The sequence below is a fragment of the Micromonospora sp. NPDC049175 genome, from assembly GCF_043197345.1.
GTDB lineage: Bacteria > Actinomycetota > Actinomycetes > Mycobacteriales > Micromonosporaceae > Micromonospora.
Genome location: NZ_JBICSY010000001.1, coordinates 1,485,566 through 1,510,348 on the forward strand (window position 1 = coordinate 1,485,566; position 24,783 = coordinate 1,510,348).

Below are 24,783 nucleotides of genomic sequence, written 5' to 3' on the forward strand. Positions count from 1 at the left end.
TCGGACGGGCTACCAGCGACACGTGACCAGGTCGCCGTCGTCGTTCGGGGACCCCCAGTCGCAGTGGTCGTCGATCCACTCGCCGACCTCGCCGATGGTGTCCACGATCCAGGCGAACACCGACGTGATCGCGCCCCAGAGGCTGAAGTAGACGACCGTCGACTCCGGGGTGCCGCCGGCCTCGTCGATGACGTCCTTGGTCGACATGGCGACGTTCGGTTTCTCGATGATGTCCAGCACCCGTACGCCCGTGGTGTCCTTGCCGGCCAGCAGCGCCTGGATCTCCTCGGGGGTCCGTTCCTTGCCGTCGTCGACCGCCACGATCGCGCGGTCGACAACCACCTCTCGGTTGCCGCTGACGGCCTGGACGATGCCGGCTATCTCGCCGACCGTGAGGTCGTCGCCGAGCGCCGGGCCGGTGAACCGCCGGACCGAGACAGCACCGGCCGGGCTGATCTGGATCGCGTCGGCGGTGATCAGGTCGTCCGCGCCGAAGGGGTCCCAGGCGAAGGTCCACAGCCCGCCGACGCACCGGAAGCTGCCGTGCTCCCGGCCCTCGGGCTCGGTCTCGGTGCGGACGATCCCGCCACGGTCGTCGACCTGCTGGACCACACAGTCGGTGCCCTTCGTCGGCGGCTTGTCGGTCTGGGCCACGGCGGCGGTGGACATGGCCAGCACCGTCGCGCTGACCACCCCGAGCACCGCGAGGCGGCGTGCCAAGCGACTCATCGAACGCTCCATTCCTCGGAACAGAAACCGGTGTCCGCAGAGTGCCGGGCCGCGCTGACGCGGCCCGGAAACGGCGCGGAAAGCGCGGTACGTCAGAGGAGGCGACTGGCGTCGAGCTGTGCGAGGTCGGCGCGGATGGAGTCGGCGTCGGCATCGCCGAGTTCGTCGAGGATGGTCAGGGCCCGGCTCCAGGCGGCACGTGTGGCGTCGAGGTCGGCGAGGGCCCGGTGGCTGCCACCCAGGTTGACGTACGTGCTGGCCTCGGCGTACCTGTCGTTGACCTGTGTGAAGAGGTCGAGTGCGTGCCCGTAGCAGGCAACCGCGCGCCTGTGGTCTCCGAGCTGGTGGTGGGCGTGGCCGAGGCTGTCCCACGTGTCGGCCTGTCCCTGGACGTCGCCCACCTCCTGCAACACCCGCAGCGCCTCCCCGCACGACCGGAGGGCACCGTGGTGGTTGCCGAGCAACCCTTCCTGCCAACCGACGGCGTTGAGGGTGTAGCCCTGCCCGGCCTGGTTGCCGGCCCGCCGGAACAGGGTCAACGCGCGCCGGGAATGGTGCAGCGCCTCGTGGTGCTGGCCGCGCCGCTCGGCCAGCTGACCGAGGTTGAGGCAGGTGTGTGCCCGTCCGGCGTCGTCGCCGACCTCGGTGAAGAGGTCGAACGCGCGCCGCAGGTGGTCGTCGGCCTCGTCGTAGCGGCGCAGTCGGGAGCAGGCGAGGCCGAGGCTGCGGTGTGCCTGGCCCTGCCCGGTCTGGTCCCCGATCCGGGACGCGGCGGCGAGAGCGACGCGTTGCGTGCCGAGCCAGTCCTGCCAGTGCCCCTGCCGGTGCAGGAAGCCGGCCAGGGTCCAGGCGAGCCGCCAGGCGTGTCCCTCGAAACCGAGGCGGGCCGCGAGCGGCACCGCGGCGAGCAGGACGGGCAGTTCGGCGGTGAACCACGCCGTGGCGGCCGACCTGCTGCGCGGACTCTCCGGTGTCACGCCCAACCCCGCCGGCGCGAGGCTGATCTCGCTGAAGTGCGGGTGCAGGACGAGGTCGGCGGCGTGTGCGGTGTGCAGGCAGTGGTCGAGCAGCCGGTGCACGGCGGCACGGCGGTCCGCCGGTGGCTCGGTCTCGTCGGCGAGGCCCGCGGCGTACGCGCGCAGCAGGTCGTGGAACGCGTAGCGCCCGTACGTGTGCTCGGTGAGGAGGTTCGCCCGGGTCAACTCGGTGAGCGCGGGACCGCTCGACCGAGGGGTGCCGCCGGCCAGGCTGGCCACGGCCGGGGCGGCGACGTCCGGCCCGGGATGCAGGCTCAGCAGCCGGAACAGCCGGAGCGCGGCGGGGCTGAGCGTCCGGCACGACCAGGAGAGGACCGCCCGCACGTCGGTGGCCTCGTCGCCGCCGTGGAAGGCGTCCAGGTCGTCCAGCTCGTCGGCGATCATCCCGAGCGAGAAGTGCCTGTTGGTGGCGACTCTGGCCGCGACGACGGCCAGGGCGATGGGCAGCCGCGCGCACCTGTCGGCGATGTGGTCGGCCGCCGCGGGTTCGGCGTTGACCTGGCGCTCCCCCAGCCGGCGGACCAGCATGTCCCGGGCTTCGCCGGGGCTCAGCAGGTCGAGGAGCAGCGGTTGGGCGCTTTCGGTGACGACAAGCGGGTTGAGCTGGTCGCGGCTGGTGACGATCGTGCGGCAGTCGGGTGAGCCGGGCAGCAGTGGCCGGACCTGTTCGGCGTCGCGTGCGTTGTCCAGCACGATCAGCAGACGCCGGCCGGCCACCGTCGTGCGGTACAGGCTCACCATCTGGTCCGGATCGCTCGGCATCCGCGCCGCCGGCACGCCGAGCGCCTCCAGGAACCCGTGCAGCGCTCGCGTCGGTTCGGTGGGTGTGGCCCCCGGGTCGAAGCCGCGCAGGTTGACGTAGAGCTGCCCGTCGGGGAAACGCTCGGCCACCCGGTGCGCCCAGTGCACGGCAAGCGCCGTCTTGCCGACGCCCGCGGTCCCGGACACCACCACGGCCCCGCCCCGGTCGACGAGCGCGTCCAGGGCGGCCAGCTCCGCCTCGCGCCCGACGAACGTCGGTACGGGGGGAGGCAGTTGCGCCGCCACCGACGGCGGCGCCGGCGCGGCCGGGGCGGGTGCGGCGATCGCGCTGTCCTGGCGCAGGATGGCGCACTCCAGATCCCGTAGCCGTGGGCTCGGGTCGATGCCGAGGTGTTCCCGGAGGGTGTCGCGCAGCCGCCGGTACGTGGCGACCGCCTCGACCGCTCGGCCGTCGCGGTACAGGGCGAGCATCAGTTGCGCGTGCAGGTGCTCGTCGAAGGGGTGCTGCCGGACGAGCCGTTCCAACCCGGGCACGAGCCGAGCGTGCTCGCCGACGGACAGTCGGGCCTCGGCGAGCGCCCGTTCGGCCTCCAACCGGAGGCGGGCCAGGTGTTCGGCCTGCTCCTCGATCCAGGCCGACCCGGTCACGTCGGCGAGCGGCGGGCCACGCCACAGCGCCACGGCGGCCGTCAGGTGGTTGACCCGCTCGTTGCGGTCCGACGACCGCCGGGCCAGTTCGAGGAGGCGCTCGGCGGCCTGGACGTCCGTGGACTCCGGCCCGGTGTCGAGCACGTAACCGGGCGGGCGCGCCACTATCGATCCGGGCTCGCCGAGCACTCCGCGCAGGTAGGAGACGTGACGTTGCAGCGTGTTCGCCGCGGTGGCCGGTAGCTGCTCCCCCCAGACGACGTCGATGAGCCGGTCGACGCTGACCACCCGGCCCACGTGCAGCGCCAACGTCGCGAGTATCGCCTTGCGGCGTTTGCCGTTCACCGGCTGCGGACCGTCGGCGACGACCACCTCCACCGGCCCGAGCAGCCTGATCCGCACGCCCGTGCCAGCCGTCGAGATCACGGGGTCAGGCTAGTTCCGCGGCCCGGTGACCTCGCTCTGTTCGTCGCGCACTGGACACGGTCGACGACAGAGCCCGCCGTCAGCCAACGTACTTGCCGTTTCGGGTGTCCCCCGAATTGCCGTCGTAGTGCACCTTGCGGTAGCGGTGCACCGAACCCTTCTTGACCGCCTGCCAGTGGGCGTATGCCACCGCGTAGTCGTGGTGCTTGTAGTAGGACCCGCCCGACTTGTAGTAGATCCGGTGCCGGGCGTCGCCGCCGCAGTTGGCGAGGTAGCTGTAGGAGTACATCTTCATTCCGCCGAAGTCCGACGAGTAGTACGTCTTCGCCGGGTGCCACACCGACGCCGGATTCGGATAGCCGGGCAGCTCGGCCCAGTTGTACGGGTCCCAGTACAGGTCCCAGCAGGTCCGCACCGCCGTGGTGGACATCGCGCTCGACGTGGGCGCGGCGAGATCGTCGGCGACGACCGGGGACGCCACGATGGTCCGGTAGGCCAGCTCCGGTGGGGTCGGCGTGCCGGCCGGCGGCTCCGACAGCAGCGCCCGCGGCACCGGCACGGACCGGGGCGTGATCGTCAGGTACGCCTGCAGCATGCTCTGTTTGTCGTCGTACGCCAGGGGTGCGTTGCGGCCCATCTCCCCGTCCTGCCGCAGACCCCAGTCGCCGGACAGCTCGTCGCGGGAGAACACCACCCGCACACCGTTGCGGTAGCCCAGCCGCGCCAACTCGACGTCGCGGTCCACCTGCTCGTCGTCGTACGCCACCGGTCCTGACCCGGCGGCGGCGCTGGCCGGCGCGGCATTCCACGCGGTAAGCGTCGGTAGGACGACAAGCACTGCGAGCAGTGCGCGTCCCGACAGCACTCTTGCCATCACAACTCCTCATCCGATCGATCGTGAGACGCGGACCGGGCTGATCGCCCTCCGCGTGCCTTGCCGGGACATCCTTCGAGGCGAGGCTCAGAGCGCCGTCAAGGTGGCGTCAAATACGCCGGGATTCGGTGTCGTAACGGCGACGCTCGCGTACGCACGGGCACCCGCACAGCGCCCAATGAGACTCAGACCAGCGTCGACCGGAAGGCAACTGATGAACGCCACGACGGATCGAGGATGGAGCCGGCGCTGCACCGTCGTGGTCGCCGCGGCCGGGTACGGCAAGACCGTCGCCGTGCGCGGCTGGCTGGGCGACCGCCCGGTGCGGTGGTGCGACGGACCGGACGTCGCGGCGCTGGCGACGGCCGGGCCGGACTGGCTCGCCACCCTCGGTGCGGCGATCGACACGCGCGTCGACGAACCAAGCTGGCTCGTGCTCGACGGCGTTCCGCGCCTCTCCCGCCGCCGGCTACAGACCCTGCTGGACACGCTGGAACGCCTACCCCCGCAGCTCCGGGTCGTCCTGGTGACGCGCCACCCGCCAACCCTGTCGCCGCGACAGTCGGCCCTGCTCACCGAGTACGGTCCGGCGGATCTCCGGCTCTCCCCCGAGCAGGTGGCGTCCGTGCTCGCCGCCGACCGCGGCCGGACCGACCCGGCGCTCGCGACCCGGGTCCACGCCGAGACCGAGGGCTGGCCGGCGCTTGTCACACTGGCCGCGCCAACGGCCACCGCCACGGACCGGGACAACCCGGCCGCGCCCGGGACACCACTGGAGTCCTATCTGGTGCGGGAGGTGTTCGCGGAGCTGCCGCCCGAAGTCCACCGCCTGCTGCGCGACGCGGCGTGCCTCGACCCGATCCACCCCGAGCTGACCCGTTTCCTCGGTCACCGGCACGGGGGCCATCGGCTGGACCAACTGGCCCGTTGCGGCATCCTCGTCCCGGTGCCGGGGAGCGGGTCCGCGTACCGGATGGTGCCTGTCGTCGCCAGTGTCGCCCGCCGCCGCTTCCCGTTGGGCCCGGCGGCGGCGCGACGCCTGCACGCGCGAGCGGCAGCCTGGTACGCGGAGCACGGACACCTCGTCCCGGCCCTGGACTCGTACGGGAAATCGGGTGTCCGGGACGCGACGGCGCCGATCCTCGCCGGCCACGGCGCGGAGCTGCTCGCCTCGGGCGGCGCCGAGGCCGTCGTGGACGCCTTCCAGGCCCTCACCGAGCACGCCCGGTCCGACGGCCTGCGGCTGCTGTACGGGGAGGCGCTCCAGATGCGCGGCGACTTCGACGCGGCGCTCGCCGTCTACGCCGCGCTCGACGATCACCAGGGCGCCCTCGCCGCCGGACTCGCCTGGCAGTACGGCCTCGTGCACTACCTGCGCGGCGAACCGCAGTCCGCCCTCGAGGTCTTCCGACGCGGTGTGCTCGACCCGCACCCGTCCACCGACAACGCCCGGCTGCTCGCCTGGACCGCCTCGGCACAGTGGACGACCGGGGACACCGAGGCGTGCCGGAGCAACGCCGAACGGGCCCTCGTGGCAGCGGCGGCGGTCGGCAGCGAAGCGGCCCTCGCCGTCGCGCACACCGCGCTCGCTCTCGACGCCAAGCTGCGCGGTGATCGACCGGCGGCCGACGAACATCACGAGAAGGCGTTGCGGGCCGCCGAGGCGGCCCACGACACCATCCAGGTGACCCGCATCCGCGCCAACCGGGCGTCCGCCCTGGTCGGCGAGGGCCGATACCTCGAAGCGCTCGCCGAGGTGCGACCGGCGGTGGAGTTGGCCCAGGCCAACGGGCACGCCGCGATGCTGGCGCTGGCACTCTGCAACGAGGGCGGTGCCCGTTTCCACCTCGGTCAGCTCGCCGAGGCCGCCGCCTGTTACGAACGGGCCGTACCGCTGCTGCAACGCATGGGATCCCGCAAGGTGGCGTACCCCTTGGTGGGGATCGGCGACGTCCACGCGCTGCGCGGCCGGACCAACCTGGCCCGCGCGGCGTACGAGGAGGCGCTGCGCGCCAGCGAACCCGTCAACGACAGTCAGATCCAGGTGCCGGCGCTCGCCGGACTGGCCCGCGTGCTGGCCGCCGAGGACGGCGCCACGGCGTTCGCCCTGGCCCAACGCGCCGTCGAACTGGAACGCGGCCCGGACTCGGCGACCGCCCGGCTCGCGCTCGGCTGGGTGGCCCTGGAGACTGGCGACCATGAGCGGGCCGCCGAGGTGGCGCTGCTGGCGTCCACCGCCGCCCGGCTGCACCGGGACCGTGCGGCCCTCGCCGAGGCGTTGGAGCTTCGTGGGGCCGCCGCCGTCGACTCCGACGACACCCGCCATGCCTGGCGGGAGGCCGCGGCGACCCTGCGCGACATCGGGTCGGCCGTGGCCGCGGACCGACTCGCGGTGTTGCTCAGCCGACTACCCGGGGCGGACCCGCAGGAACGGGTCGACGCCCGGCTGGCCGCCGACCGGTTGACGAGCGCCGGCGTGCCGATGCCGTCGCTCAGTCGGCAGCGCCCCCGCTGCGTCGCCCAGGTCACCGTCCGCACCCTCGGACGCTTCGAGGTGTTCGTGGACGGCGCGCAGGTGCAGGCCACCGCGTGGCAGTCCCGTAAGGCACGGGATCTGCTGCGCATCCTCGCCGCCCGGCGCGGTCGCGCGGTGCCCCGGGAGCAACTTGGCGAGATGCTCTGGCCCGCCCAGGACCCGGACCGGGTCAGCCACCGACTGTCCGTGGCCCTGTCCACCCTCCGCGGTGTGCTCGACCCGGAGCGCCGTGCGTCGACCGACCACTTCGTCATCGCCGTACACCCCAGTCTGGCGCTCGACGTCGGTCACGTGGAGCTGGATGTCGAGGAGTTCCTCACCGAATCGGCTCACGGCCTGCGCCTGGCCGAGCACGGTGCGACCGACGACGCACGCGCGACGCTCCTCCTCGCCGAACAGCGCTACCGGGGTGACTTCCTGGAGGACGAGCCGTACGACGACTGGTCCCGACCGACCCGGGAGGAGGCACGCCGGGTCTACCTGCGCGTGGTACGCAAGCTGGCCGCGCTGGCGCACGCCCTCGGCGACACCGACGAGACCGTCCGGCACCTCGGCCGCGCGCTGGAGCTGGAACCCTACGACGAGGGCGTGCACGGTGAGTTCGTCCGGACGCTGACGGCGGCGGGCCGACACGGCGAGGCCGCCCAGGCGTACCGACGGTACGTGGAGGCGATGTCGGCCATCGGCGTACCGGCCCAGGCCCGCGGGGACCTCGCCCGACGGGTGGCGGAGGTCAGCGCGGCGGCGTGAGAGCCGGTGGGCGGTGGGCCCACCGGGCGGCGCTCCGCTACCTGCCGTTGAGTTTGACTGTCACACCCTGGTCGGCGCATGCCGTCTGGAGACCCGTGGTCGCGGCCTCCACCGAGGCGAGGAACGCGACGGCACCCATCTCCTGCCCCTTGGGCAGTTGCTCGATCTGCCAGGCGATGTCGACGAGCGCGGTGCCGTGTCGGCGGATGTCCTCGTGCCGGGAGTCCTCGAACAGCTCCCGCGTCTTCCGATACTGGGCTTCGGTGAACGTGCTGCCGCCGGAGCCCTTGGCGCTGCCGTCCGGGTCCTTGCCCTCGGCCATCGCCCTGCACGCGGCGACCCCGGAGTCCTCCTTGATGAACCCCTCGTACACCGTGAGCCCGGTGGCCGTGAGCATCAGGAGGGCGACGAAGGCGAGGCCGGCGATCAGCAGCGGCCTACGGCTTGCGGTGCCCGCCGGCGGCGAGGACGGGTGGCCGGGCTGACCCGACGCGGGATCCTGCTGCCCGACCGGGTGGGGCTGGTACTGCTGCGGCGGGTGTGCCGGGCCGCCCGGCTGGTAGGGCGACTGCGGCTGCTGGGCCTGGTAAGGGTCGGTCAAGGTGTGCTCCCCGCGTGTTCTCTGAAGCCGGAATCCAGACAACCATGCGCCCGGCCCACGTGTGCACCCCGGGGTTGGACGATTTTCGCGGCGGTTTGGTTCGTGCGACGGCGGGAACGCGCGGCACCGGAGAGGTCGGGCAACGGGTCCTGCTGTCCGGAGACGCCTCGGTGACACAACGGTAGGCGGGAGGCTCATGCGCTGGTTCCGCGCGGCCCACGACGCCTCGACGAATAACGCGACCAGGTCCAGCAACCCGATCGGCGCGGAGCGAGATCCGCAGCGGGTGGTCACCTTCAGCGACGCGGTGATCGCCATCGCCGTCACCCTGCTCGTCCTGGAGATCAAGCCGCCGGAGGACACCGAGCACCTGCTCGGCGGGCTCGTCGAGCTGTGGCCCTCCTACGTGGCCTACGCCATCACCTTCCTGCTGATCGGGCAGATGTGGGTGAACCACCACGTCATGTTCGACCACATCCGTTCCGCCGACCGCATGCTGCTGCTGCTCAACACCCTGCTGCTGATGGTGATCGCGTTCCTGCCGTTCGCCTCGTCCCTGCTGGCCAACGCGTTCGAGTCCGGCCACGGCAAGCGCACGGCGCTCATCTTCTACGGGGCCACCTACGAGGTGGCGGCCCTGCTCTTCAACGTGATCTGGGAGTACGCCAGATCAGGCCGCCGCCTGCTGACCTCCGCCACCGACAACGACACCGCCCGGGCGATCAGCAGGCGGTTTCGCCCCGCGCCCGTCTGGATCGCCGCCGGGACCGCGCTGGGCGCTCTCCATCCGGTCGTGGGCCTCGTCGTGGTCACCGCGTTCATCCCCTTCTACTGGCTGCCCATCAGGGGCGAGGTGGACAGCATCAGGCGCACCCGGGAGCAGAGTCACTGTGACGGTTAGCCAGGCGGTGGGAACGGGGCCGTCGAGCCCGTTCGTTGGGCGATCTCCCAGACCGGCAGATCGGGCTCGTCGTTGTGCACGACGATGTCCGCGTGTCGGGTCGGGCGGACCGTGTCGGCATAGAGCTGCTGGGAGGGAATGTAACGCTCGCGCCAGCGTCGTTCGACGTCCGCCCGCGTGGACGCCCCGCGCTCCCGGATCACGGCACGATCCACAGTCTTCTCCGGTGCCGCCGACACGAAGATGCGCAGCTCCCACCTGTCGATCAGCTCCGGGCGTAGGAGGAAGACGCCGTCGAAGACGAGCACCGCGTCCGCTGCGGCAGTCGTGAGCGCCGGAGACAGCACGGCATCCGCGACGCGGTCGTAGATCGCGTGTTGGATGCGTCGATGTCCGCCCGGCCCGAGCGGATCGAGCAGGACCCGGTTCAGCGCGTCGTAGTCGTGGGTGTCGTAGTAGCAACCTTCGGCCGAGTACTCGCCGCGCGGATAGCGCTGTGCCCGGGGGTGGAGGAAATCGTCGATCGTGGCGCGGATGACGTCCCGGCCCTGTTCGCGCAGGACGACGGCCAACTCGTCGGCGAGGGTGGTCTTACCGGCGGCGGGTGGTCCGTCGACGGCGACCCGCGTCGGGTGGGCGACCGCGACGGATCCGACAGTCTCGGCCAGGTGCTCGAGCAACTCGACGCGGGTGCCGTGGACCATGTGAACGTCCCTGCTGGGTCAGGTCGACGTACTCGACATGTGTTTCCGGGGTCGGGCTGGCCTGCGCGCGCGACCGCGCCGGCGTCCGGACATTGTCGTACGCCGCCGACAGCCGCGCCAGGTCACGGCTCGACGCACGATTCCTTGATCACGTCCGCGCCCGATAGGTCAGGCGGCGCAGGACGACCTCGGCGGGACCGGGCCGCCCGCGCCTGTCGAGTTGACGGGCCATCAACACGGTGGCGAGCCAGACGGTCACCGCGATGACCAGGCCGGTCACCGTGGGGCTGCCGAACCGGTCGCCGAGGGCGAGCGTGAAGGGTGCCAGGAGGACGAGCCAGGCCACGGACTGGAACAGGTATCCCGACAGGGAGCGCTGGCCCAGGGCGGAGAGTGCGCCGACGACACGGCCGGACCGCGTGGCGCGGATGGCGAGCAGGCCGAAGACGGCCACGTAACCGGGTCCGGCGAACATGCCGCTGGCGCCGTGGAGCAGCAACATGAGGCTGGCGGCCGACTCGTCGACGTGCAGCCATCCGGCGCCGACCAGGGCGGCCGGGAGGCCGCCGGCGATGGCGACCCCGAGGCCGAGGACGGCGGTCCAGGTGAGCAGGGTCCGGTGGCGGGCCGGTTCTTCGAGGATGCGGTGGCGAGCGGCCCACATGCCCAGCCAGGCGATCATGATGAAGGGCAGGACGGTGAGCGTGTGCATCGGCCATTCGCCGAGGCGGTCCAGCGTCGCCGTGGCGTACCCGGGCGCGGCGAGGGAGTCGACATCTGTCGACGGCAGCGGCGCCGAGCCGCCCGAACCGCCCGAACCGCCGAGGATGGTGCCGACCACGATCGCGCCGATGACCAGCACCTCGACTGTCGCCAACGCCCAGAGGACCAGCGCGACCCGGTGGAACCTGTCGCCGCGGCGCAGGAGCAGCAGGGTCATCACGATGCCGACGATCCCGTACGCGCCGAGGAAGTCGCCGTAGTACAGCAGTGCGGCGTGCGCGAACCCGAACACGACGAGCCAGAGGTTACGGCGTAACAGCACGGAACGGACCTGCCTCGCAGTGGCGCCGGAGGCGTCCTGGCGGCGGGCGAGCTGGACGAGTCCGTAGCCGAACATCACGGCGAAGACGGGATATCCGCGGGCATGGACGAGGTCCAGGAGCAGGAGATTGAGGCCCCGGTCGACGCCTTCGGGCGTGGCGTCGAGGCCGGGCTCGCCGGCGAAGACGACTCCGGCGACGTTTGCCAGCGCGATGATCAGCAGCATCGCTCCTCGGGCCAGGTCCGGCGCGAGGGCGCGTTCGACGCCCAGCACCGGCCCTCTCGATGTCCGCACAACGGTGTCCGTGCCCATGGTCGTCTCCCCCGCTCGGCATTTAGTTTCAGCCATAAAGTATCACGGGCAAACTAATGAGGTCTGGCATGATGGGGCGGTAACTGTCCGGGCGAACGTGGGAGCCCATGACCAGCGAGGACTTCATCCCGGTGCCACTGCGCCGGCTGTGGGGAATGCCAGAGTCGTCGCGTCTCGGGCGGCCCGCGACCCTCGACGTCAACGTGGTCGTCGCCGCGGCGGTGCAGATCGCCGACCGCGACGGGCTGGGCGGCGTGACGCTCCCGAAGGTCGCCGAGAGCCTCGGGTTCACGAGCATGTCGCTCTACCGGCATGTCGGATCCAAGGACGAGTTGCTCACCCTCATGGCCAACGCCGCACTGGGCCAGCCACCGACAATCGACACCGGCGACTGGCGGAAAGGGCTATACGGTTGGGCGTTCGCGCAGCGAGCGGTCTACCAGCGTCGGCCCTGGTTGACGCGCGTGCCCACCTCCGGGCCACCCGCCGGGCCGAACCAGATCGCCTGGATGGAGAGCGCCCTGGCGATCATGTCCCGCACCCACCTGGACTGGGCACACAAGATCGGCGCACTGTCCCTGATCAGCGGCTACGTGGTCCAGTCGGTACGCCAGTACAGCGAACTCACCGAGGGTAGGGCCGAAGGCCAGGGGCAGGCCGACGCCGAACGCGAATACGGCCGGGCGCTGGCGCGGCTCGTCGATCCCGCCCGCTTCCCCGAGACAGCCCGCCTCTTCTCCTCGCCCCTGTTCGAGGCGCCACCGTCCGACACCCCGGACGCGACGATCGCCGATGCGGACTTCACCCTCGGGCTGGAGGTGATCCTCGACGGCATCGCCGTCCGGGTCGAGCGCGCCGACTCCTGACACCGACGCCCGAAGCGGTGTCACTCCCTGCCCGTAGCCTGCCGGCGAGCCGACCGACGGCGGCAAGGCAGAGGTCGTACGACGGAGGGTGTGATGTCCGCAATCGCGTCACTGACCGTGGTCGGAAGGGACACCGTCCCCGAGCTGGCCCGCCTGGCCCGCACGTCGAGGTCGTCGCTGCACTCGTACCTGGCCGAGCACGGGCGCGAGGCGCGGCAGGAGTACGGCTGGTCCGGCTACTGCATGCTGTACGTGCTGACCTATCTGGACGAGCGCGGCGTCGACCTGCAACAGTCGGAGTTCGATGCCGAGTCGGATGCCATCACCAGCGCGCTCGGCTACACCGTACTCATCACGCCAGGCCACCAGCAGCTCCTGGATCAGCTCGACCCTGCCGCGCACCGCGCGGAGGAGCTGGCAGCCTACTTCGCCGAGATGGGGATGGACTTCGAGGAGAGTGGCGTGGCCGGTCTGGAGGGGGTGACGCTGTTGCGCGACAGCATCGCCGATCTCCGCGACGACCAGGTCCTGCTGCTGCACCTCGGCTGAAGCGGTCTTTACCACCTGACGAGTTCGGCAAGTGCGGCGCTCGTGGTCTCGTCGGCGGGGAGGAACGCTTCCAGTCGCAGTTCGGCGATTGTGACGTCGGTGGCGGTGCCGAAGTGGGTGAGCGTGGTGATGAGCCGCAGCTCCCGGGTCTCCGGGCCGCTCGTGCGCAGGTGCAGCGGCACCGCGAACCCGAGGTGATGCGGCGAGAGCTGCCGTGGCCGCGGAGGTGCCAGGTCGACGAGTTCCTCGGCGAGGCGCTGGAGCCGGTCGCTCGGGTTGCGGACGCATTCGGCTCGGACGCTGTCGATGATGTGCCAGGCCCACTCGTCGAGGTTGACGATGCGGGGTGCGAGCCCGCGGGGGTGCAGCAGAACCCGGGGGACGCTTACCGGTGGGGTGAGAAGGTGCGGATCCACTCCCCTGGTGATCATGTCAAAGCCGGCGTTGGCGGAGACCAGGTCGCCGTGCCTGTCGACGATCACGGCCGGGTACGGCAGGTGGCCGTGCAGAACGCGTTCGAGGGCGGTTCGGACCGGCGCGAGGTGGGGGTCGTCCAGATCGTGCTGTGGGTACGCGGGCGCGAATCCGGCGGCGAGGAGCAGTTCGTTGCGTTCGCGGATCGGCATCTCCAGCGATTCGGCCAGCCGGATGACCATCGCCCGACCGGGGTTCGAGCGTCCGCTCTCGATGAAGCTGACGTGCCGTTGCGTGGTGCCGGCCCGCACCGCCAGTTCGAGTTGGCTGACCCGTCGTCGGGTGCGCCAGGCGCGCAACGCGGCCGCGAGCCCGCTGCTTGCGGATTCGGTGATCATTCGTCAGGTGTACCGGGTGCCACGCCGGTTGGCGATTCCCTCCGGGGAATTGTCGCGGCGCGCGCGGCGCAGAACAGTCGTGGTCGCACCGATCATCCACGACCGAAGGATCAGCATGGCCGACAACGACCTGATCACCCTCGCCGACCGCGATGACGCGACGACTGCGCCGCTGCCCCCGTCCGTGCGCAGCTACCGGGTGAACAGCGGCGATGGCATTGCCGGCCTGAGGCTGCGTACCCACGAACCGCTCCCGCCAGGTATCGGTGAGGTCGCGGTCGCCGTCCACGCCGTCTCGCTCAGCTTCCGCGACCTGCTGGTGCTGCGGGGTCAGTACGTGCTGCCGGTCAAGTCGGATGTCATCCCCGTCTCCGAGGGCGCCGGGCAGGTGATTGCCGTGGGGCCAGGTGTCCGGCGGGTGCGACCGGGTGACCGGGTCACCGCCGCGCTGTTCCCCCAATGGCTGGACGGTCCCCTGCAACCGTCGTACCTGCCGCAACTGGGAGGTTCCCTCGACGGCATGCTCACCGAACTCGCCGTCCTGCCGGAGCAAGCCCTCGTCCCGATCCCGGAACACCTCTCCTACGCCGAAGCCGCGACGCTGCCGTGCGCTGCCGTCACCGCCTGGAACGCGCTGACCGGGGACGGTCCCGGGATCCAGCCCGGGCACACGGTGCTGGCCACCGGATCGGGCGGCGTATCGCTGTTCGCGGTCCAACTGGCCAAGCTCCGCGGTGCGAGAGTGATCGCCACGACGGGCCAGGTGGAGAAGGAGCAGCGCCTTCGTGACCTGGGCGCCGACGAGGTCGTCAACTATCGCGCGGATCCCGACTGGCCTGCCACGGTCCGCGACCTCACCGGCGGGCGAGGGGTCGACCGGGTCGTCGACACCGCCGGAACGTTGGAGCAGTCGCTGAAGTCGCTTGCCGTCAACGGACACGTGGCGTTCGTCGGGTCCCTCTCGGGTGACTGGCCACCACTGGACCCGCGCCTGCTGTTCGGTGTCGCCGCGACGGTCCGGGCGTTGGCAGTCGGGAGCCGCGCCCAGCTCGTCGAGCTGAACGAGGTCATCACCGCGCACCAGCTTCGGCCCGTCACCGACCGTGCGTTCCCGTTCGCGCAAGCCGCCGAGGCGTTCCGGCACTACGAGTCGGCCCGCCCGTTCGGGAAGGTCGTCATCGAGGTCCGGTAATCGGCGTGCGTGGCAAGATCATCCTCTTGTTTCGGCTGGTCGGGGACGGGTTCGACGTTGCGCTCACCTGATGGTCGAGCACCGGGGGTCCGAGGCGACGGCAGAGCGGGCCGTTCGCACGGCCCAGGCGAACGCACAGGTCGTTAAGGTGCGTGGGTGACAATCACCGACAACGGGATCCGGACGGCCCCCGACCCAGCACCGACGCGGCCCGCCGCCCCCGCCCGCCCCGAGGCGGACCGACTGCACATGCTCGACGTCCTGCGGTTCGCCGCAGCCCTGTCGGTCGTCGCGTTCCACGTCGTGCCGATGGTCGGATTCGTGTACGGGGTGAACGTCGACAGCTATCTCGGCCACGTCGTCGCGCAGGCCAGCCGCTACGGGTGGATGGGTGTGCCGGCGTTCTTCGTGATCTCCGGGTTCGTCATCTGCATGAGCTCCTGGGGCCGGCGGCTCAGCCAGTTCGCGACGTCCCGCGCTGTCCGCCTGCTACCCGCCTACGTGGTGGCGGTGCTGATCACCGCGGCGATCCTCGTCGTGTACCCGACCCCCGGGTTCGACAGTCCCACGTTCACGCAGGTACTGACCAACCTGACCATGCTGCAGGGGCTCGCCGGCGTACCGAACCTGGACACCGTCTACTGGACGCTGCTGGTCGAGGCGAAGTTCTACCTGCTCTTCGCCGCGCTGGTCTGGGCGGGCCTCACCTACCGCCGGGTCGTGGCGTTCTGTGGGCTGTGGCTGGTGGGTGCCCTGTTCGCCCAGGTGTCCGAGGCCCGACTGCTCGTCGAACTGTTGGAGCCGAAGTGGGCGCCGCTGTTCGTGTGCGGCATCGTGCTCTACCTGATCCACCGGTTCGGTCCGAACACCCTGCTGTGGTGCATGCTGGCGGTCAGCGCGATCCTGTCGACCCGCTCGATCGAGCTGGCGACGGAAGAGCACGCCAAGACGGACCCGATCAACACGCCCGTCGCCCTGGCCCTCTTCGCCGTGTCCCTGGCCCTGATGATCGGCGTCGCGCTCGGGTGGACCCGGAGGGTGCGCTGGCCCGGGACCGCCACGCTGGGCGCGCTGACCTACCCGTTGTACCTGCTCCACTTCCACGTCGTGTTCCTGGCACTGCGGCTCGGCGTCGGTCACCTTCCGGGCTGGCTGCTGCTGGCCGCGTCACTGGTCGGGGTGCTGTTGCTGTCGTACCTGGTGCACCGGCTCGTCGAACGGCCCGGCTCCCAGGCGTTCCGTCGCGGCCTGAAGCACGCCTTCGAGCAGATGGCGACCCGCCGCTGAGCCCAGGCAGGACGATGCGCCCCCACCGGTTGGTGGGGGCGCATCTGCGTTTGGTTCATTCTCACGTCCGCGTGGTCGTCGTCAACGCGAAGGCGGCGAGCGCGCAGTAGACCACGCCGGCAGCCCGGTCGAGTGAACGTAATTGCAGCCTCGGTGTGAGCGTTCGCAGGAATCCGCCGGCCAACGCCCAGCACAGGTCGGGAATGCTGGCGAGCGCAATGAACAGCAAACCAAAGATCAGCAACTGGACGGGGACGGGACCCGCGTCGGCGGAGACGAACTGGGGCAGGAAAGCCAGAAAGAAGACGGCGGTCTTCGGATTGAGCGCACCGACGAGCAGGCCACTGCGGAATGCGCTGACGCGTCTCAGGTCTCCGCGGGCACCGTCACCCGCCTGGGCAAGAGTCCCCTCCTTGCGGGAGCGGAACGCCTTCCAGGCAAGCCACAGCAGCCACGCCGCGCCGGCAAGCTTGACGACCGTGAACAACTGAGCGCTCGCTGCTATGACAGCGGAGACGCCGACGACAGCACCGAAGACGTGTACCAGATAACCGATCTCGACTCCGAGCAAGCTGAACAGGCCGATGGTACGGCCCTTCTGCACCGAGTTGGTCAGGATGAACGCGACAGACGGGCCGGGGAAGCAGACGATCGGGGTGGTCGTGGCGAGGAAGAGCAGTAGCAGGTTTCGGCTGATCACACCTTCTCCTTGCTCACACAGCCCTCGGTGCTCGTTACTCGTCTTCGACCTCGGTGCGATAGACGGTCAAGCCGCGTCGCTGATAGTTGCCCAGTGCGTTCGGGTGGTCCAACGAGGAGGTGTGCAGCCACACCCTCCGAACAGTCGGAGACTCCACGGCCTCGCTGTCCCATGCCTGCCGAATGGCAAGCGTCAGCGCATGGCCACCGAGACCCCGTCCGACATGTTCGGGTAACAACCCAAAGGTGGTGATCTCCACATCGCCGCCCGGGTGGGGTTCCAGATCAGCAATCCCCACGGTTTGGTCCTTCAGGCTGATGAGCCAGTACTGGCGCAGCGGATGACGCCGCTCCAACTCCTGCCACTCTTCGTCGGTGCGAGACGCGCTCCGCCACCCGTAGGGGGCTCCGATCTGAGCACTGACGGCACGTACGAGCGGCAGGCCACCGTCAACGCGCCGCAGGAGAAGGTCCGGCACCACCTTCCCCGGTCGCAGATCCTCGACGTCGTTCATCTCCAGGTAAGTGACAACCTTTGCCATCCCGGCAGGCTACCCACCGTTCCGGGCGGGCCCAACACGAGCGCGGTACGCGGACTCAGTGCGGATTGCGGGCGTTGGCCACGGAGTTCGATGCCGTGCGGGTCGGGCCACACCGAGCACCTGTTCAGTGCGCACTCGTCAGCATTGCGCGCCCGAGTCGGCCGACTCGGCGACGTGCAGGTCGAAGGTGCCCGACGCGGGAAACGAAAGGTTCATGTACGCCGTGCCACCGTCGAGGTCCTTACTCGCGCACAGCCTAGCGACGCCAGCGGTTGAGGGCGTCACGAGCCACGCCTCACTCTTAACGAGCTGCCGGTAGAAAGAGACGATGGCCTGTTTTCGTCGGCTTCGCCGCGATTGTGACGACCCGCGTAAGCACCGAATCGATCGAAGCCCCGCACCTTGCATTGAGGTCAGGGCTTCGCAGTATCGCCTACTCGCAGCCGATGCCGTCGCCGTCGCCGTCCAGCTTCCGCGAGTAGCCCGGGTCGCCTTTACGGATCGGAGCCGCTCCGGCAGCCCGCGCCGCCGTGCAGTTGGCGTAGTACACGTTGCCGTCCGGTGCGGGTCCGGTGTCCCCGTTCCCGCCGTCTGGTTCGCACGCCACGCCGTTCCCGTCGCGGTCCAGTTCGGCGCGGAACCCTGGGTCATCCGGGTAGAGGGGGTCGACCCCCGCAGCACGGACCGCAGCACAGTTCTCGTAGTACGGGGCTTCGGATGGGCCGCTGGTGGGCGGCGGTTTGCGGGCCGGCGGTGCCGTCGTGCGGGGAGCGACCACCACGGCGCTGGCTTCCGGTACCGGCACAGCCACTGGGTTGCCTGTCTGGGTGGTGGTGATGCGGTGGACCTCCGCCGACGCCGACACCTGCGTTTGGGTGGCGGTCGGTTCGTCGTCGCCGATGTTCGCGCCGCAGATGACCATGCCCGCGACCGCGGCGGCGGTGAGGGCCAGCGTCTGCACGGGTCGTAAAGGCTTCACCCTCGAGAGTGTGCCGAGGACGGGCCGCGGCGGTGATCCGCCGATCGGCTATCGCGGGAGAGGACTGATGCCCAGTGCACGGTGGCACCTCCTGCTGCTGGCCGGTCGCCAATGACGGCAGCGGCTTGCTGTGCTTGGGTACGTGGCTCGGCCGGGAAGAATGCCATCCATGGGAGGCTCTCCGGAGCTGGCGTCGTGTGACACGGGGGCCTCAAGGGATGTGCATTATGGATGCCGCAGCCAAGGAGGCCGCTGTCGCCCGGTTCCTTCAGGAGTATCCACAACGAGATCGCGCCGCCAGCGAGAATCCCTCGCTGCGGGGCTGCGCCGAGGTTGCCTGGTCCGAGATTCCCGGCTGTCCCGCTGGCATCCCGTCTCTGTTCTACGGGCTGCTCGATCAGGTCGCCGCCCCCGAGGCTGCACGCGTGCTCACAAACGTGCTGCTGGACGGCGTCTTCCACCTGAGCGCGGCAATGCCGGCGGCGTTGCCGTTCCTGCTTCGGCTGGTGGCCAACCCAGATGTCTCGGTGCGGTCCGGCTTGTTCGACCTCGTGGTCGTCACCGCTGAACTATCGCAGCCGGTCGACGCGGATAACGAGCGCGCGGTGCTGCTGCTGGGCAACGACAGCGATCATCCGGAACGCGCACAGTGCAGGGCCATATTTTCCGAACATGCTTCCCTGCTTCATACGTTGCTGGACGACGACACGTTGAATGCTGCCGACAGAGCGTGGCTTCAGCAGGTCGCAGGGCCCTGGGGCTGATTCAGGACGTCCTCGTCGGGCAGTCCCCGATGAGGCGACCCCGTGCGCCTCCGTTCGTGGCTTGGGGTCGCGGTGGCCACCGTCATAGCGGCAACCGCCGTGGCGGCATCGGCCCCGTAACACCAGTCACGCCCGCTCGCGCAGGAGGGCGTCCCCGGTCCGGTAGAGCTCGACGAGCAGCCGGCGCAGCTCCGTACCGGCGCGGGTGAGGCGATAGCAGGTACTCGGCGGGAAGGTGCGAGAGCGGTCACGCTCGACCAGGCCCTGCGCGGCCAGCGACGCGAGCCGCTCGCTGAGCACCTTGGCGCTCAGGTCGGGAAGCGCCGCCTGAAGTTGGCCGAACGATCGGGGGCCGTGCATCAACTCCCGCAGCACCAGGGTGGCCCACCTGCCGCTCACCGCGGCCAGGGCGACCTCGACAGGGCAGTTGGGCTCCGGCCGGCGGGCCGCGCCGCGCTGGTCCGGCACCAGGTCACGATCCCAGCCGCCACTCACCATTTGGTTACCTCCGCGAGCAGCACCTTGACTGTCAGCATGTCTCACGATCTCACCACCCACTCCACGAGTGTCCCGCTCAGCGACAGCGCGGCCCAGCACCCGTCGGTGTTCGCCCGCGCCTTCAACTCAGGGAACGTCGCGGCGGTCGAGCAGGTCTACGAACCCGAGGGCCTACTCGTCACAGTCCCCGGCCAGCCCGTCACCGGCACCGCCCGGATTGCCGCCAATCAGCGCCTCCTCGACCTCGGGCTCCCCATCGAGGTGCGACCCCGCCACGTCTACGTGGCCGACGACATCGCCCTGCTCATCGTGGACTGGACCATCGACGGCACCGACCGCGACGGCCGACCCGTACACATCGAGGGCACCGCCACCGATGTCGCCCGCTGCGGTCCCGACGGCCGCTGGCGGTACATCATCGACAACCCGTTCGGCACTGCCGAGTCGGAGACTCACCACGGTGAGCGGTAGAACATCTGTGTCGTGGCCATGGATTGGGGGATGCGGTGAGCTGGGTTGCCAACGTGATGCTGTCGGTGGATCCGGAGGACCGCCGCAACGCTGAGGCGTTCAGCGGTTGGCTCGACGAGGAGTGCCCCCGTCGCGAGCCAGGCATGGGGTCGGGCGGCTGCGGCAACCTGCGCCCGATCACCGATGCGAACAACCAGTGGGGCGGACACAAGAACCCCGAGTGCGAGGTGTACGCCGGGGCGCTCAACCACGCCGACCTCACTGCTGTGGTGAAGCATTTCGGTTCCCTGGCCTGGCACCACCCCAACGCGGTGCAGCTCTTCGTGATGGACCAGGAGGAGTCGTTCTTCCGCGTCTGGATGATCCGCGACGGCGCTCTGCGGCAGTACGCCCCTTCGTCGCCGGACGAGGAGGACGACGAGTTCTGGCCCGCCACCGGGTCGTAGCCGCAGCTTGGAAGAGCGCGCTCGGTCGGCTGTCAGGCCCTACGTGCCACCTGATCCGGTACGCCCCGGCCGCGTACCCTGAGGCTGCTCGATGGCCCGTATGATCCCGGCTCATGCACCAGGTCTGGAAGGTCTCACCGCTCGGGCGGTTCGGGGTACTGGCTCTCATTCCCCTACTTGGCACGTTCACATGGCTGGCCTGGGGCAACGTGCTGGTGACTCTCCTCGCGAGCCTCAGTGTGCTGGTCAGCTGGTTTCGGCTCGCCTTCCGCCCGGCAGTGACACTGACGGACGAGAAAGTGATCGTGCGGAATCCGAACGGCTCGCAACAGGTCAGCCTCAACGATGTGGCAACTGTCGAGCCCGGGTACGGCGGTCTGACCATCACGACCACGAGGGGTGAACGCGTCGTCGCGTGGGCGGTGCAGAAGTCCAACCTCGCGACGTGGACGGGCAGGCAAACTCGTGCTGACGAGGTAGCGGCCTCGATCACTGCGGCCAGCCGGAGTCGCGCCTGAGCCGGTGAAGCGGACCTCTTCGAGGACGACCTTGAACAGGGAAATGCACTGCACCGCACGAGAGCCTGCCGTCGCCGTACGTCGTGAAGATCTGGAACGGACGCGCGACGTCGGCCTTGCCCGGCGTTGCTAACGTCGGGGCGACGTCCGGTGGGGTGATCGGGGAGGACGGCGCGGTGGCCAGCAGCGGGAGTGCAGCGGCCTTGGCGAATCGGCGTGCTCGCGGGCCGATGGTCGTGATCGGCAGCGTCGTCGCGTTGACCGCCGTCATCGCGCTGGGGTACCGGCTGGGTATCGACCCGCAGGTCGAGCAGCGAGAGGGCGTCATCCTCGTGACGCTGGCTCCGGGAGCCTTTCTGGTGCTGTCCTGGCTCATCCGCCTTGTGCAGTGGTGGGGTGCCGCTCGTGCTCCCGCGAGGCGCGTCATGGTGACCGCGCATCTGGCGCAGTCGCCGCAGCCGGGAAGTGCGGGGCGGGTCACCGCTGCGGCGCACGCCGTGAGCGCCGCCGGCGGGATCGACGCCAGTCCCAAGGGATACTCCGTGTGGCTGACGGTGAACGGCCGGGACGGCGGTGTCCTGCACCAACGCGTCGTCTGGGAACCGTGGTTGCGCGAGCTGACCAGGCCGCGTCAGGCCACGGTCCGGCACGGGTCCGGCGTCAGCGTGGTCGACGTGGTCGGGTACGGGCGGCTCTGGCCGGCGAGTCTCACGCTGCGCCGTCGTCCCCACGGAGTCAGACTCATTCCGTTCCGCAAGGCCCAGAGGTTGCCGAAGAAGAACAGCCTCTCGTACGGCCGTCTGGCCCTCCTTTTTCTCATGTTCGTCACGCCCGGCCTGGCCGGCGCCATCACCCGAGGCGCGTGGGGGCTGCTCGGGTGGTGGGTGGCGTACGTCGTCGCCTCGATGGTCGCCACCGGAGCCTGGTTCGGCATCATCCCGCCCGGCGTGCTTCCGGAAGCAGTCCGTCGGGGCCGCGCCCCGACGACCTCGTGACCACGGATGCGATCGAGCGGACAGGCGGCGACCTCGGCCAGCTCCGTGAAGCGCCGTCCTCGACTCTCGCACCACCACGATCGACGTACGACGCTTCGTCCCCGCCATGCTCAGAACAACGAAGGCCCCGGCCACACGGGAATGAGACCCTCCGCCGACGCCGCCAACCACACCAACTCGCAGGCTTCCTGTCGGCACGGATGCACTGTCATGCCGATGAGCGTGCACCTGATCGCCGGCGCATGGACCAGGTGCTGTCCCAACGGTGGCGTAGGGTCCGGCCGGAGGTGCCGATGAGTTTCCGGCTGGCGGCTTATGCCGTGTGCATCGAGGATGGGCAGGTACTGCTCGCCCGCTATGTATCACCGACCGGCGACACCAACTGGACCCTTCCGGGGGGCAAGGTGGAGCACGCGGAGGATCCGTTCGATACGGTGATCCGCGAGGTCGCCGAAGAGACCGGCTGCGACGCGCTGGTTGAACGCTTGCTGGGCGTGGACTCGAGGGTGATTCCCGCCACCGAGGCGCGGCTGGGAATCGAGCACCAGAACATCGGCATCTTCTACCGAGTCCGCATTACTGGTGGCACACTGCGACCCGAGCCGAACGGCGAAACCGCCGAGTCGGTCTGGACCTCAATACCGGATGTGGCCCGCCTGCGCCGATCGTCGCTGGTCGACGTCGGGCTGGCACTCGCGCAGACCCTTCCCCCGACCGGCCACGTCGTCCCCGTCCCGGTCGGTGGCCTGCTTCAGCACTGAGTCCGCCGCCGGTGCAGCTGCACGGTTCCGCTGGACGTGAGGCAAGACGCGGTACTGACGCCCATCGCAGATCCAGATGCCGCGGACCCGCCGACTGGCGAATTTCGGCGCTCGCATCTGCCGCCGAGCGGGCGCGGCGGCAGATGACGAGGCGGCAGTCACGTCGGTTCGGCTGCTGTGGAGGCCGGCTGGGGCGCCACGTCCGGTCGCACCTGGTTCCACAGCCCTTGTGCCCACCTCTCGGCGTCGGCGCGAGGACTGCCCGCCTTCGCTTCCCAGCCCACGACCAGCGGCGCAATACCGACCGAGGCGCGATGCCACTCGATTAGGCGGCGTTCGAGTCGCATCGCCTCGGCGTGATCGGTGGTCTGCACCCATCTCACCGTGCTGCGGTGGATCTTCAGCATGTGAATGACGCTGACTTCCCAGCGTTCGTTCGGCTTATAGCCCGCCAGCCACTTAGCGTAATCGGTCAACCGCTTATAGAGCGAGGCTGCCGAGCCGATGTAGAGCACCGCCCCATCCGTATCCCAGACGTAGACACCAGGCTTCCTCGGAACGGCGGCGATCTCGTCCACGCCGGTGCCGATTCCGAAGATGCGATGCGCGCCGACCTCCACGCTGTGCTCCGACAGCGCAGGACTGAGGTCATCGACGGACAGCACCTGCACTTTGACTTCCTGCACGGCGTGACCCTATCGAGCGAGCATGATTACATCGAGGTCGACCGGTCCAGAGCCTCGTCCATGTCGGGCCCGGCGAGAACAGTGCGGTGAGAACCGCGTCCTGATCCGCCGCGAGGCGCGTGGTGCAGGGCGCCGTGGCTGCCCAGGATGTGCTTACCTTCTGGTATGCCGCACCCCCTCATGTTTGACGAGGCAGACCCGCTCCTGGGCCGGCTGCGGACGCTCGCCCTGGCCTTCCCCGACGCGGCCGAGAAGGTCTCCCATGGGCGTCCCGCCTTCTACACCACCAAAGTCTTCGCCTACTACGGGGGATCGATGAAGGTCGACGGCGTCTATCAACAGCACGAACAGTCGGTGATCGTGCTGGTCGACCCCGAAGAGCGCACGGCGCTGCTGGCAGAAGACCGTTGCTTCGTGCCGGCCTACCTAGGGGCCTACGGGTGGGTCGGGGTGGACCTCACCGATGACATCGGCTGGGATGAGGTCGGCGAGCTACTCGACGCCAGCTACCGACGTACGGCCGGGGCCCGCAGGATCGCGCTGCTCGACTCCCGATGGCCCTGAGTACCCGCAGCTGCTCGGCAGCCAGTCTCAGTCGAAGATGCCGACGACAGGTCAGCCCGCACCAGGCTTCGCATGCTGGGCCCGATTCCGTCGCCCTGATCGCCCTTGATCCGGTGCACGCTCATGCCGCTGGTCGGGCTCGTCGACGTCCGATCGATCCGGAAGGCACCTGACGGACGGGGGTTCACGGCTGGTCGAGTCGCAGAGTTGCGGGCTCATCTCAACTGGTGTCGGCGGTACTGCGGGGAGAGTTCGCCCGCCTCGATCCCGTTTTCGTCCAGCGCGTTGTAGATCGTCAGCCAGCCATCCGCGAATCGCAGGCCAAGCGCCACGCTGCCGTCAGCGAGGTTGCCCCCGGCGTACTCCAGGAGTTCTACCGCCTCGATCCGCTGCCCGCGCCAGGCAGCCAACCGCGCCGGAGCATCGTCGCGCCAGCGCAGGAGGAAGCCATCCGACGTCGGCCACAACGGTGCCCGGGTCACATCGATCGTGCACCAGGTGATCGACAGGTCATCGAACTTTTGATGGTTGACCTCCAAGCGCTCTTCATCGAAGTCGAGCACCACCGGGCAGTCGGCGAACCACGAGTCGTCGTCATCCCACACCACCCAGGTGGACGTCAGCCTGCGGCCGACAAGGCTTCGCAGTCGCTGCCCGTGACGACCGGCGACGTCAGCGATTCCGTTGCGCCAACCTGGCTGGTAGCCGGTGATCCCAAAGTTGAACGCCATCGGGGAACTGTAGTTCCGCTCCAGCGGATTTCGACAAGTATCCGGATCTGCCGCAGACAAGGCGCGCTGTCAGCTCCGCCAGGTGATCGGCAGCCCAT

The 24,783-nt window shown here is 69.7% G+C and carries 26 protein-coding genes; 13 read left to right on the forward strand and 13 right to left on the reverse strand.

The genetic code is table 11. The features are described 5' to 3' along the window. Positions 1-9: 9 nt before the first annotated feature. From ACGFH8_RS06450 to ACGFH8_RS06460, 3 genes are all read right to left on the reverse strand, one after another. Positions 10-729 (reverse strand): hypothetical protein, encoded by a 720-nt coding sequence (locus tag ACGFH8_RS06450; protein WP_393364219.1) that lies wholly within the window; start codon positions 727-729, stop codon positions 10-12. A gap of 92 nt (positions 730-821) precedes the next feature. Continuing rightward, positions 822-3,602, reverse strand: coding sequence for a BTAD domain-containing putative transcriptional regulator (locus tag ACGFH8_RS06455; RefSeq protein ID WP_393364222.1), 2,781 nt, complete (start codon positions 3,600-3,602; stop codon positions 822-824). 79 nt (positions 3,603-3,681) lie between these two features. After that, positions 3,682-4,476, reverse strand: a complete 795-nt coding sequence (locus tag ACGFH8_RS06460; RefSeq protein WP_393364225.1) for a hypothetical protein — start codon at positions 4,474-4,476, stop codon at positions 3,682-3,684. Between the two features lie 214 nt (positions 4,477-4,690). On the opposite strand from ACGFH8_RS06460, the gene ACGFH8_RS06465 reads away from it, so the two are divergent. After that, complete coding sequence (locus tag ACGFH8_RS06465) at positions 4,691-7,762, forward strand: BTAD domain-containing putative transcriptional regulator (protein ID WP_393364228.1); 3,072 nt, start codon at positions 4,691-4,693, stop codon at positions 7,760-7,762. 37 nt (positions 7,763-7,799) lie between these two features. Here the strand turns inward: ACGFH8_RS06465 and ACGFH8_RS06470 are convergent, their stop codons facing one another. Then, entirely contained in the window at positions 7,800-8,363 is a 564-nt protein-coding gene (locus tag ACGFH8_RS06470; RefSeq protein WP_393364231.1) for a hypothetical protein, read from the reverse strand. A gap of 196 nt (positions 8,364-8,559) precedes the next feature. Here ACGFH8_RS06470 and ACGFH8_RS06475 point away from each other — a divergent pair, with 196 nt between their 5' ends. Further along, complete coding sequence (locus tag ACGFH8_RS06475) at positions 8,560-9,264, forward strand: TMEM175 family protein (RefSeq protein WP_393364233.1); 705 nt, start codon at positions 8,560-8,562, stop codon at positions 9,262-9,264. Here the strand turns inward: ACGFH8_RS06475 and ACGFH8_RS06480 are convergent. Together ACGFH8_RS06480 and ACGFH8_RS06485 are read right to left on the reverse strand one after the other, a co-directional pair. Beyond that, positions 9,261-9,968 (reverse strand): cytidylate kinase family protein, encoded by a 708-nt coding sequence (locus tag ACGFH8_RS06480; RefSeq protein WP_393364235.1) that lies wholly within the window; start codon positions 9,966-9,968, stop codon positions 9,261-9,263. The genes ACGFH8_RS06475 and ACGFH8_RS06480 overlap by 4 nt on opposite strands. A gap of 148 nt (positions 9,969-10,116) precedes the next feature. Beyond that, a complete protein-coding gene (locus tag ACGFH8_RS06485) occupies positions 10,117-11,307 on the reverse strand; it encodes a DUF418 domain-containing protein (RefSeq protein WP_393364238.1) in 1,191 nt (396 codons plus the stop codon). A 125-nt stretch (positions 11,308-11,432) separates the two neighbouring features. Between ACGFH8_RS06485 and ACGFH8_RS06490 the strand changes: the two genes are divergently transcribed. Continuing rightward, positions 11,433-12,191 carry a TetR/AcrR family transcriptional regulator gene (locus ACGFH8_RS06490; protein ID WP_393364240.1) on the forward strand — a complete coding sequence of 253 codons (759 nt, stop codon included), beginning with the start codon at positions 11,433-11,435 and terminating at the stop codon, positions 12,189-12,191. A 93-nt stretch (positions 12,192-12,284) separates the two neighbouring features. Next, positions 12,285-12,740, forward strand: coding sequence for a hypothetical protein (locus tag ACGFH8_RS06495; RefSeq protein ID WP_393364242.1), 456 nt, complete (start codon positions 12,285-12,287; stop codon positions 12,738-12,740). 8 nt (positions 12,741-12,748) lie between these two features. On the opposite strand, the gene ACGFH8_RS06500 is transcribed toward ACGFH8_RS06495, so the two are convergent. Next, complete coding sequence (locus ACGFH8_RS06500; RefSeq protein WP_393364245.1) at positions 12,749-13,552, reverse strand: helix-turn-helix domain-containing protein; 804 nt, start codon at positions 13,550-13,552, stop codon at positions 12,749-12,751. 115 nt (positions 13,553-13,667) lie between these two features. Here ACGFH8_RS06500 and ACGFH8_RS06505 point away from each other — a divergent pair, with 115 nt between their 5' ends. Together ACGFH8_RS06505 and ACGFH8_RS06510 are read left to right on the forward strand one after the other, a co-directional pair. Further along, positions 13,668-14,744, forward strand: coding sequence for an NAD(P)-dependent alcohol dehydrogenase (locus ACGFH8_RS06505; RefSeq protein ID WP_393364248.1), 1,077 nt, complete (start codon positions 13,668-13,670; stop codon positions 14,742-14,744). Positions 14,745-14,900: 156 nt separating this feature from the next. Then, entirely contained in the window at positions 14,901-16,031 is a 1,131-nt protein-coding gene (locus ACGFH8_RS06510) for an acyltransferase family protein (RefSeq protein ID WP_393364251.1), read from the forward strand. 61 nt (positions 16,032-16,092) lie between these two features. Here the strand turns inward: ACGFH8_RS06510 and ACGFH8_RS06515 are convergent, their stop codons facing one another. The 3 genes from ACGFH8_RS06515 to ACGFH8_RS06525 all read right to left on the reverse strand — a co-directional run bounded on the left by ACGFH8_RS06515 (position 16,093) and on the right by ACGFH8_RS06525 (position 18,233). Then, the gene (locus ACGFH8_RS06515) at positions 16,093-16,731 is read right to left on the reverse strand and encodes a LysE family translocator (protein ID WP_393364254.1); all 639 of its coding nucleotides are present in this window, start codon (positions 16,729-16,731) and stop codon (positions 16,093-16,095) included. Between the two features lie 34 nt (positions 16,732-16,765). After that, positions 16,766-17,272, reverse strand: a complete 507-nt coding sequence (locus tag ACGFH8_RS06520) for a GNAT family N-acetyltransferase (protein WP_393364257.1) — start codon at positions 17,270-17,272, stop codon at positions 16,766-16,768. 433 nt (positions 17,273-17,705) lie between these two features. Next, on the reverse strand, positions 17,706-18,233 hold the full coding sequence (locus ACGFH8_RS06525) for an excalibur calcium-binding domain-containing protein (protein ID WP_393364260.1): 528 nt from the start codon (positions 18,231-18,233) through the stop codon (positions 17,706-17,708). 245 nt (positions 18,234-18,478) lie between these two features. On the opposite strand from ACGFH8_RS06525, the gene ACGFH8_RS06530 reads away from it, so the two are divergent. Further along, entirely contained in the window at positions 18,479-19,015 is a 537-nt protein-coding gene (locus ACGFH8_RS06530; protein WP_393364263.1) for a hypothetical protein, read from the forward strand. A gap of 126 nt (positions 19,016-19,141) precedes the next feature. On the opposite strand, the gene ACGFH8_RS06535 is transcribed toward ACGFH8_RS06530, so the two are convergent. Then, positions 19,142-19,510 carry a winged helix-turn-helix transcriptional regulator gene (locus ACGFH8_RS06535; protein ID WP_393364552.1) on the reverse strand — a complete coding sequence of 123 codons (369 nt, stop codon included), beginning with the start codon at positions 19,508-19,510 and terminating at the stop codon, positions 19,142-19,144. Positions 19,511-19,549: 39 nt separating this feature from the next. On the opposite strand from ACGFH8_RS06535, the gene ACGFH8_RS06540 reads away from it, so the two are divergent. The 5 genes from ACGFH8_RS06540 (at position 19,550) to ACGFH8_RS06560 (ending at position 22,704) form a co-directional block, all read left to right on the forward strand. Then, positions 19,550-19,984, forward strand: coding sequence for a YybH family protein (locus ACGFH8_RS06540; protein WP_393364266.1), 435 nt, complete (start codon positions 19,550-19,552; stop codon positions 19,982-19,984). Between the two features lie 35 nt (positions 19,985-20,019). Continuing rightward, entirely contained in the window at positions 20,020-20,430 is a 411-nt protein-coding gene (locus ACGFH8_RS06545; protein ID WP_393364269.1) for a squamosa promoter-binding protein 15, read from the forward strand. A 113-nt stretch (positions 20,431-20,543) separates the two neighbouring features. Beyond that, positions 20,544-20,948, forward strand: a complete 405-nt coding sequence (locus ACGFH8_RS06550) for a PH domain-containing protein (RefSeq protein ID WP_393364272.1) — start codon at positions 20,544-20,546, stop codon at positions 20,946-20,948. A gap of 83 nt (positions 20,949-21,031) precedes the next feature. Beyond that, a complete protein-coding gene (locus ACGFH8_RS06555; protein ID WP_393364274.1) occupies positions 21,032-21,943 on the forward strand; it encodes a hypothetical protein in 912 nt (303 codons plus the stop codon). A gap of 293 nt (positions 21,944-22,236) precedes the next feature. Then, positions 22,237-22,704, forward strand: coding sequence for an NUDIX hydrolase (locus ACGFH8_RS06560; RefSeq protein WP_393364277.1), 468 nt, complete (start codon positions 22,237-22,239; stop codon positions 22,702-22,704). 158 nt (positions 22,705-22,862) lie between these two features. Here ACGFH8_RS06560 and ACGFH8_RS06565 read toward each other — a convergent pair whose 3' ends face one another. Further along, positions 22,863-23,390: a GIY-YIG nuclease family protein gene (locus tag ACGFH8_RS06565; RefSeq protein WP_393364280.1), complete on the reverse strand. Its 528-nt coding sequence runs from the start codon at positions 23,388-23,390 to the stop codon at positions 22,863-22,865. A gap of 180 nt (positions 23,391-23,570) precedes the next feature. On the opposite strand from ACGFH8_RS06565, the gene ACGFH8_RS06570 reads away from it, so the two are divergent. Then, entirely contained in the window at positions 23,571-23,954 is a 384-nt protein-coding gene (locus ACGFH8_RS06570) for an MmcQ/YjbR family DNA-binding protein (RefSeq protein ID WP_393364283.1), read from the forward strand. Positions 23,955-24,169: 215 nt separating this feature from the next. Here the strand turns inward: ACGFH8_RS06570 and ACGFH8_RS06575 are convergent, their stop codons facing one another. Further along, entirely contained in the window at positions 24,170-24,685 is a 516-nt protein-coding gene (locus ACGFH8_RS06575) for a hypothetical protein (RefSeq protein WP_393364286.1), read from the reverse strand. Positions 24,686-24,783 lie beyond the last annotated feature (98 nt).

Coding starts and splice junctions, on each gene's coding strand:
- ACGFH8_RS06450 (WP_393364219.1), bottom strand. CDS start 729: ATGAGTCGCTTGGCACGCCGCCTCGCGGTGCTCGGGGTGGTCAGCGCG.
- ACGFH8_RS06460 (WP_393364225.1), bottom strand. CDS start 4,476: ATGGCAAGAGTGCTGTCGGGACGCGCACTGCTCGCAGTGCTTGTCGTC.
- ACGFH8_RS06465 (WP_393364228.1), top strand. CDS start 4,691: ATGAACGCCACGACGGATCGAGGATGGAGCCGGCGCTGCACCGTCGTG.
- ACGFH8_RS06475 (WP_393364233.1), top strand. CDS start 8,560: ATGCGCTGGTTCCGCGCGGCCCACGACGCCTCGACGAATAACGCGACC.
- ACGFH8_RS06480 (WP_393364235.1), bottom strand. CDS start 9,968: ATGGTCCACGGCACCCGCGTCGAGTTGCTCGAGCACCTGGCCGAGACT.
- ACGFH8_RS06490 (WP_393364240.1), top strand. CDS start 11,433: ATGACCAGCGAGGACTTCATCCCGGTGCCACTGCGCCGGCTGTGGGGA.
- ACGFH8_RS06495 (WP_393364242.1), top strand. CDS start 12,285: ATGTCCGCAATCGCGTCACTGACCGTGGTCGGAAGGGACACCGTCCCC.
- ACGFH8_RS06500 (WP_393364245.1), bottom strand. CDS start 13,552: ATGATCACCGAATCCGCAAGCAGCGGGCTCGCGGCCGCGTTGCGCGCC.
- ACGFH8_RS06505 (WP_393364248.1), top strand. CDS start 13,668: ATGGCCGACAACGACCTGATCACCCTCGCCGACCGCGATGACGCGACG.
- ACGFH8_RS06520 (WP_393364257.1), bottom strand. CDS start 17,272: ATGGCAAAGGTTGTCACTTACCTGGAGATGAACGACGTCGAGGATCTG.
- ACGFH8_RS06530 (WP_393364263.1), top strand. CDS start 18,479: ATGGATGCCGCAGCCAAGGAGGCCGCTGTCGCCCGGTTCCTTCAGGAG.
- ACGFH8_RS06540 (WP_393364266.1), top strand. CDS start 19,550: ATGTCTCACGATCTCACCACCCACTCCACGAGTGTCCCGCTCAGCGAC.
- ACGFH8_RS06550 (WP_393364272.1), top strand. CDS start 20,544: ATGCACCAGGTCTGGAAGGTCTCACCGCTCGGGCGGTTCGGGGTACTG.
- ACGFH8_RS06560 (WP_393364277.1), top strand. CDS start 22,237: ATGAGTTTCCGGCTGGCGGCTTATGCCGTGTGCATCGAGGATGGGCAG.
- ACGFH8_RS06570 (WP_393364283.1), top strand. CDS start 23,571: ATGTTTGACGAGGCAGACCCGCTCCTGGGCCGGCTGCGGACGCTCGCC.
- ACGFH8_RS06575 (WP_393364286.1), bottom strand. CDS start 24,685: ATGGCGTTCAACTTTGGGATCACCGGCTACCAGCCAGGTTGGCGCAAC.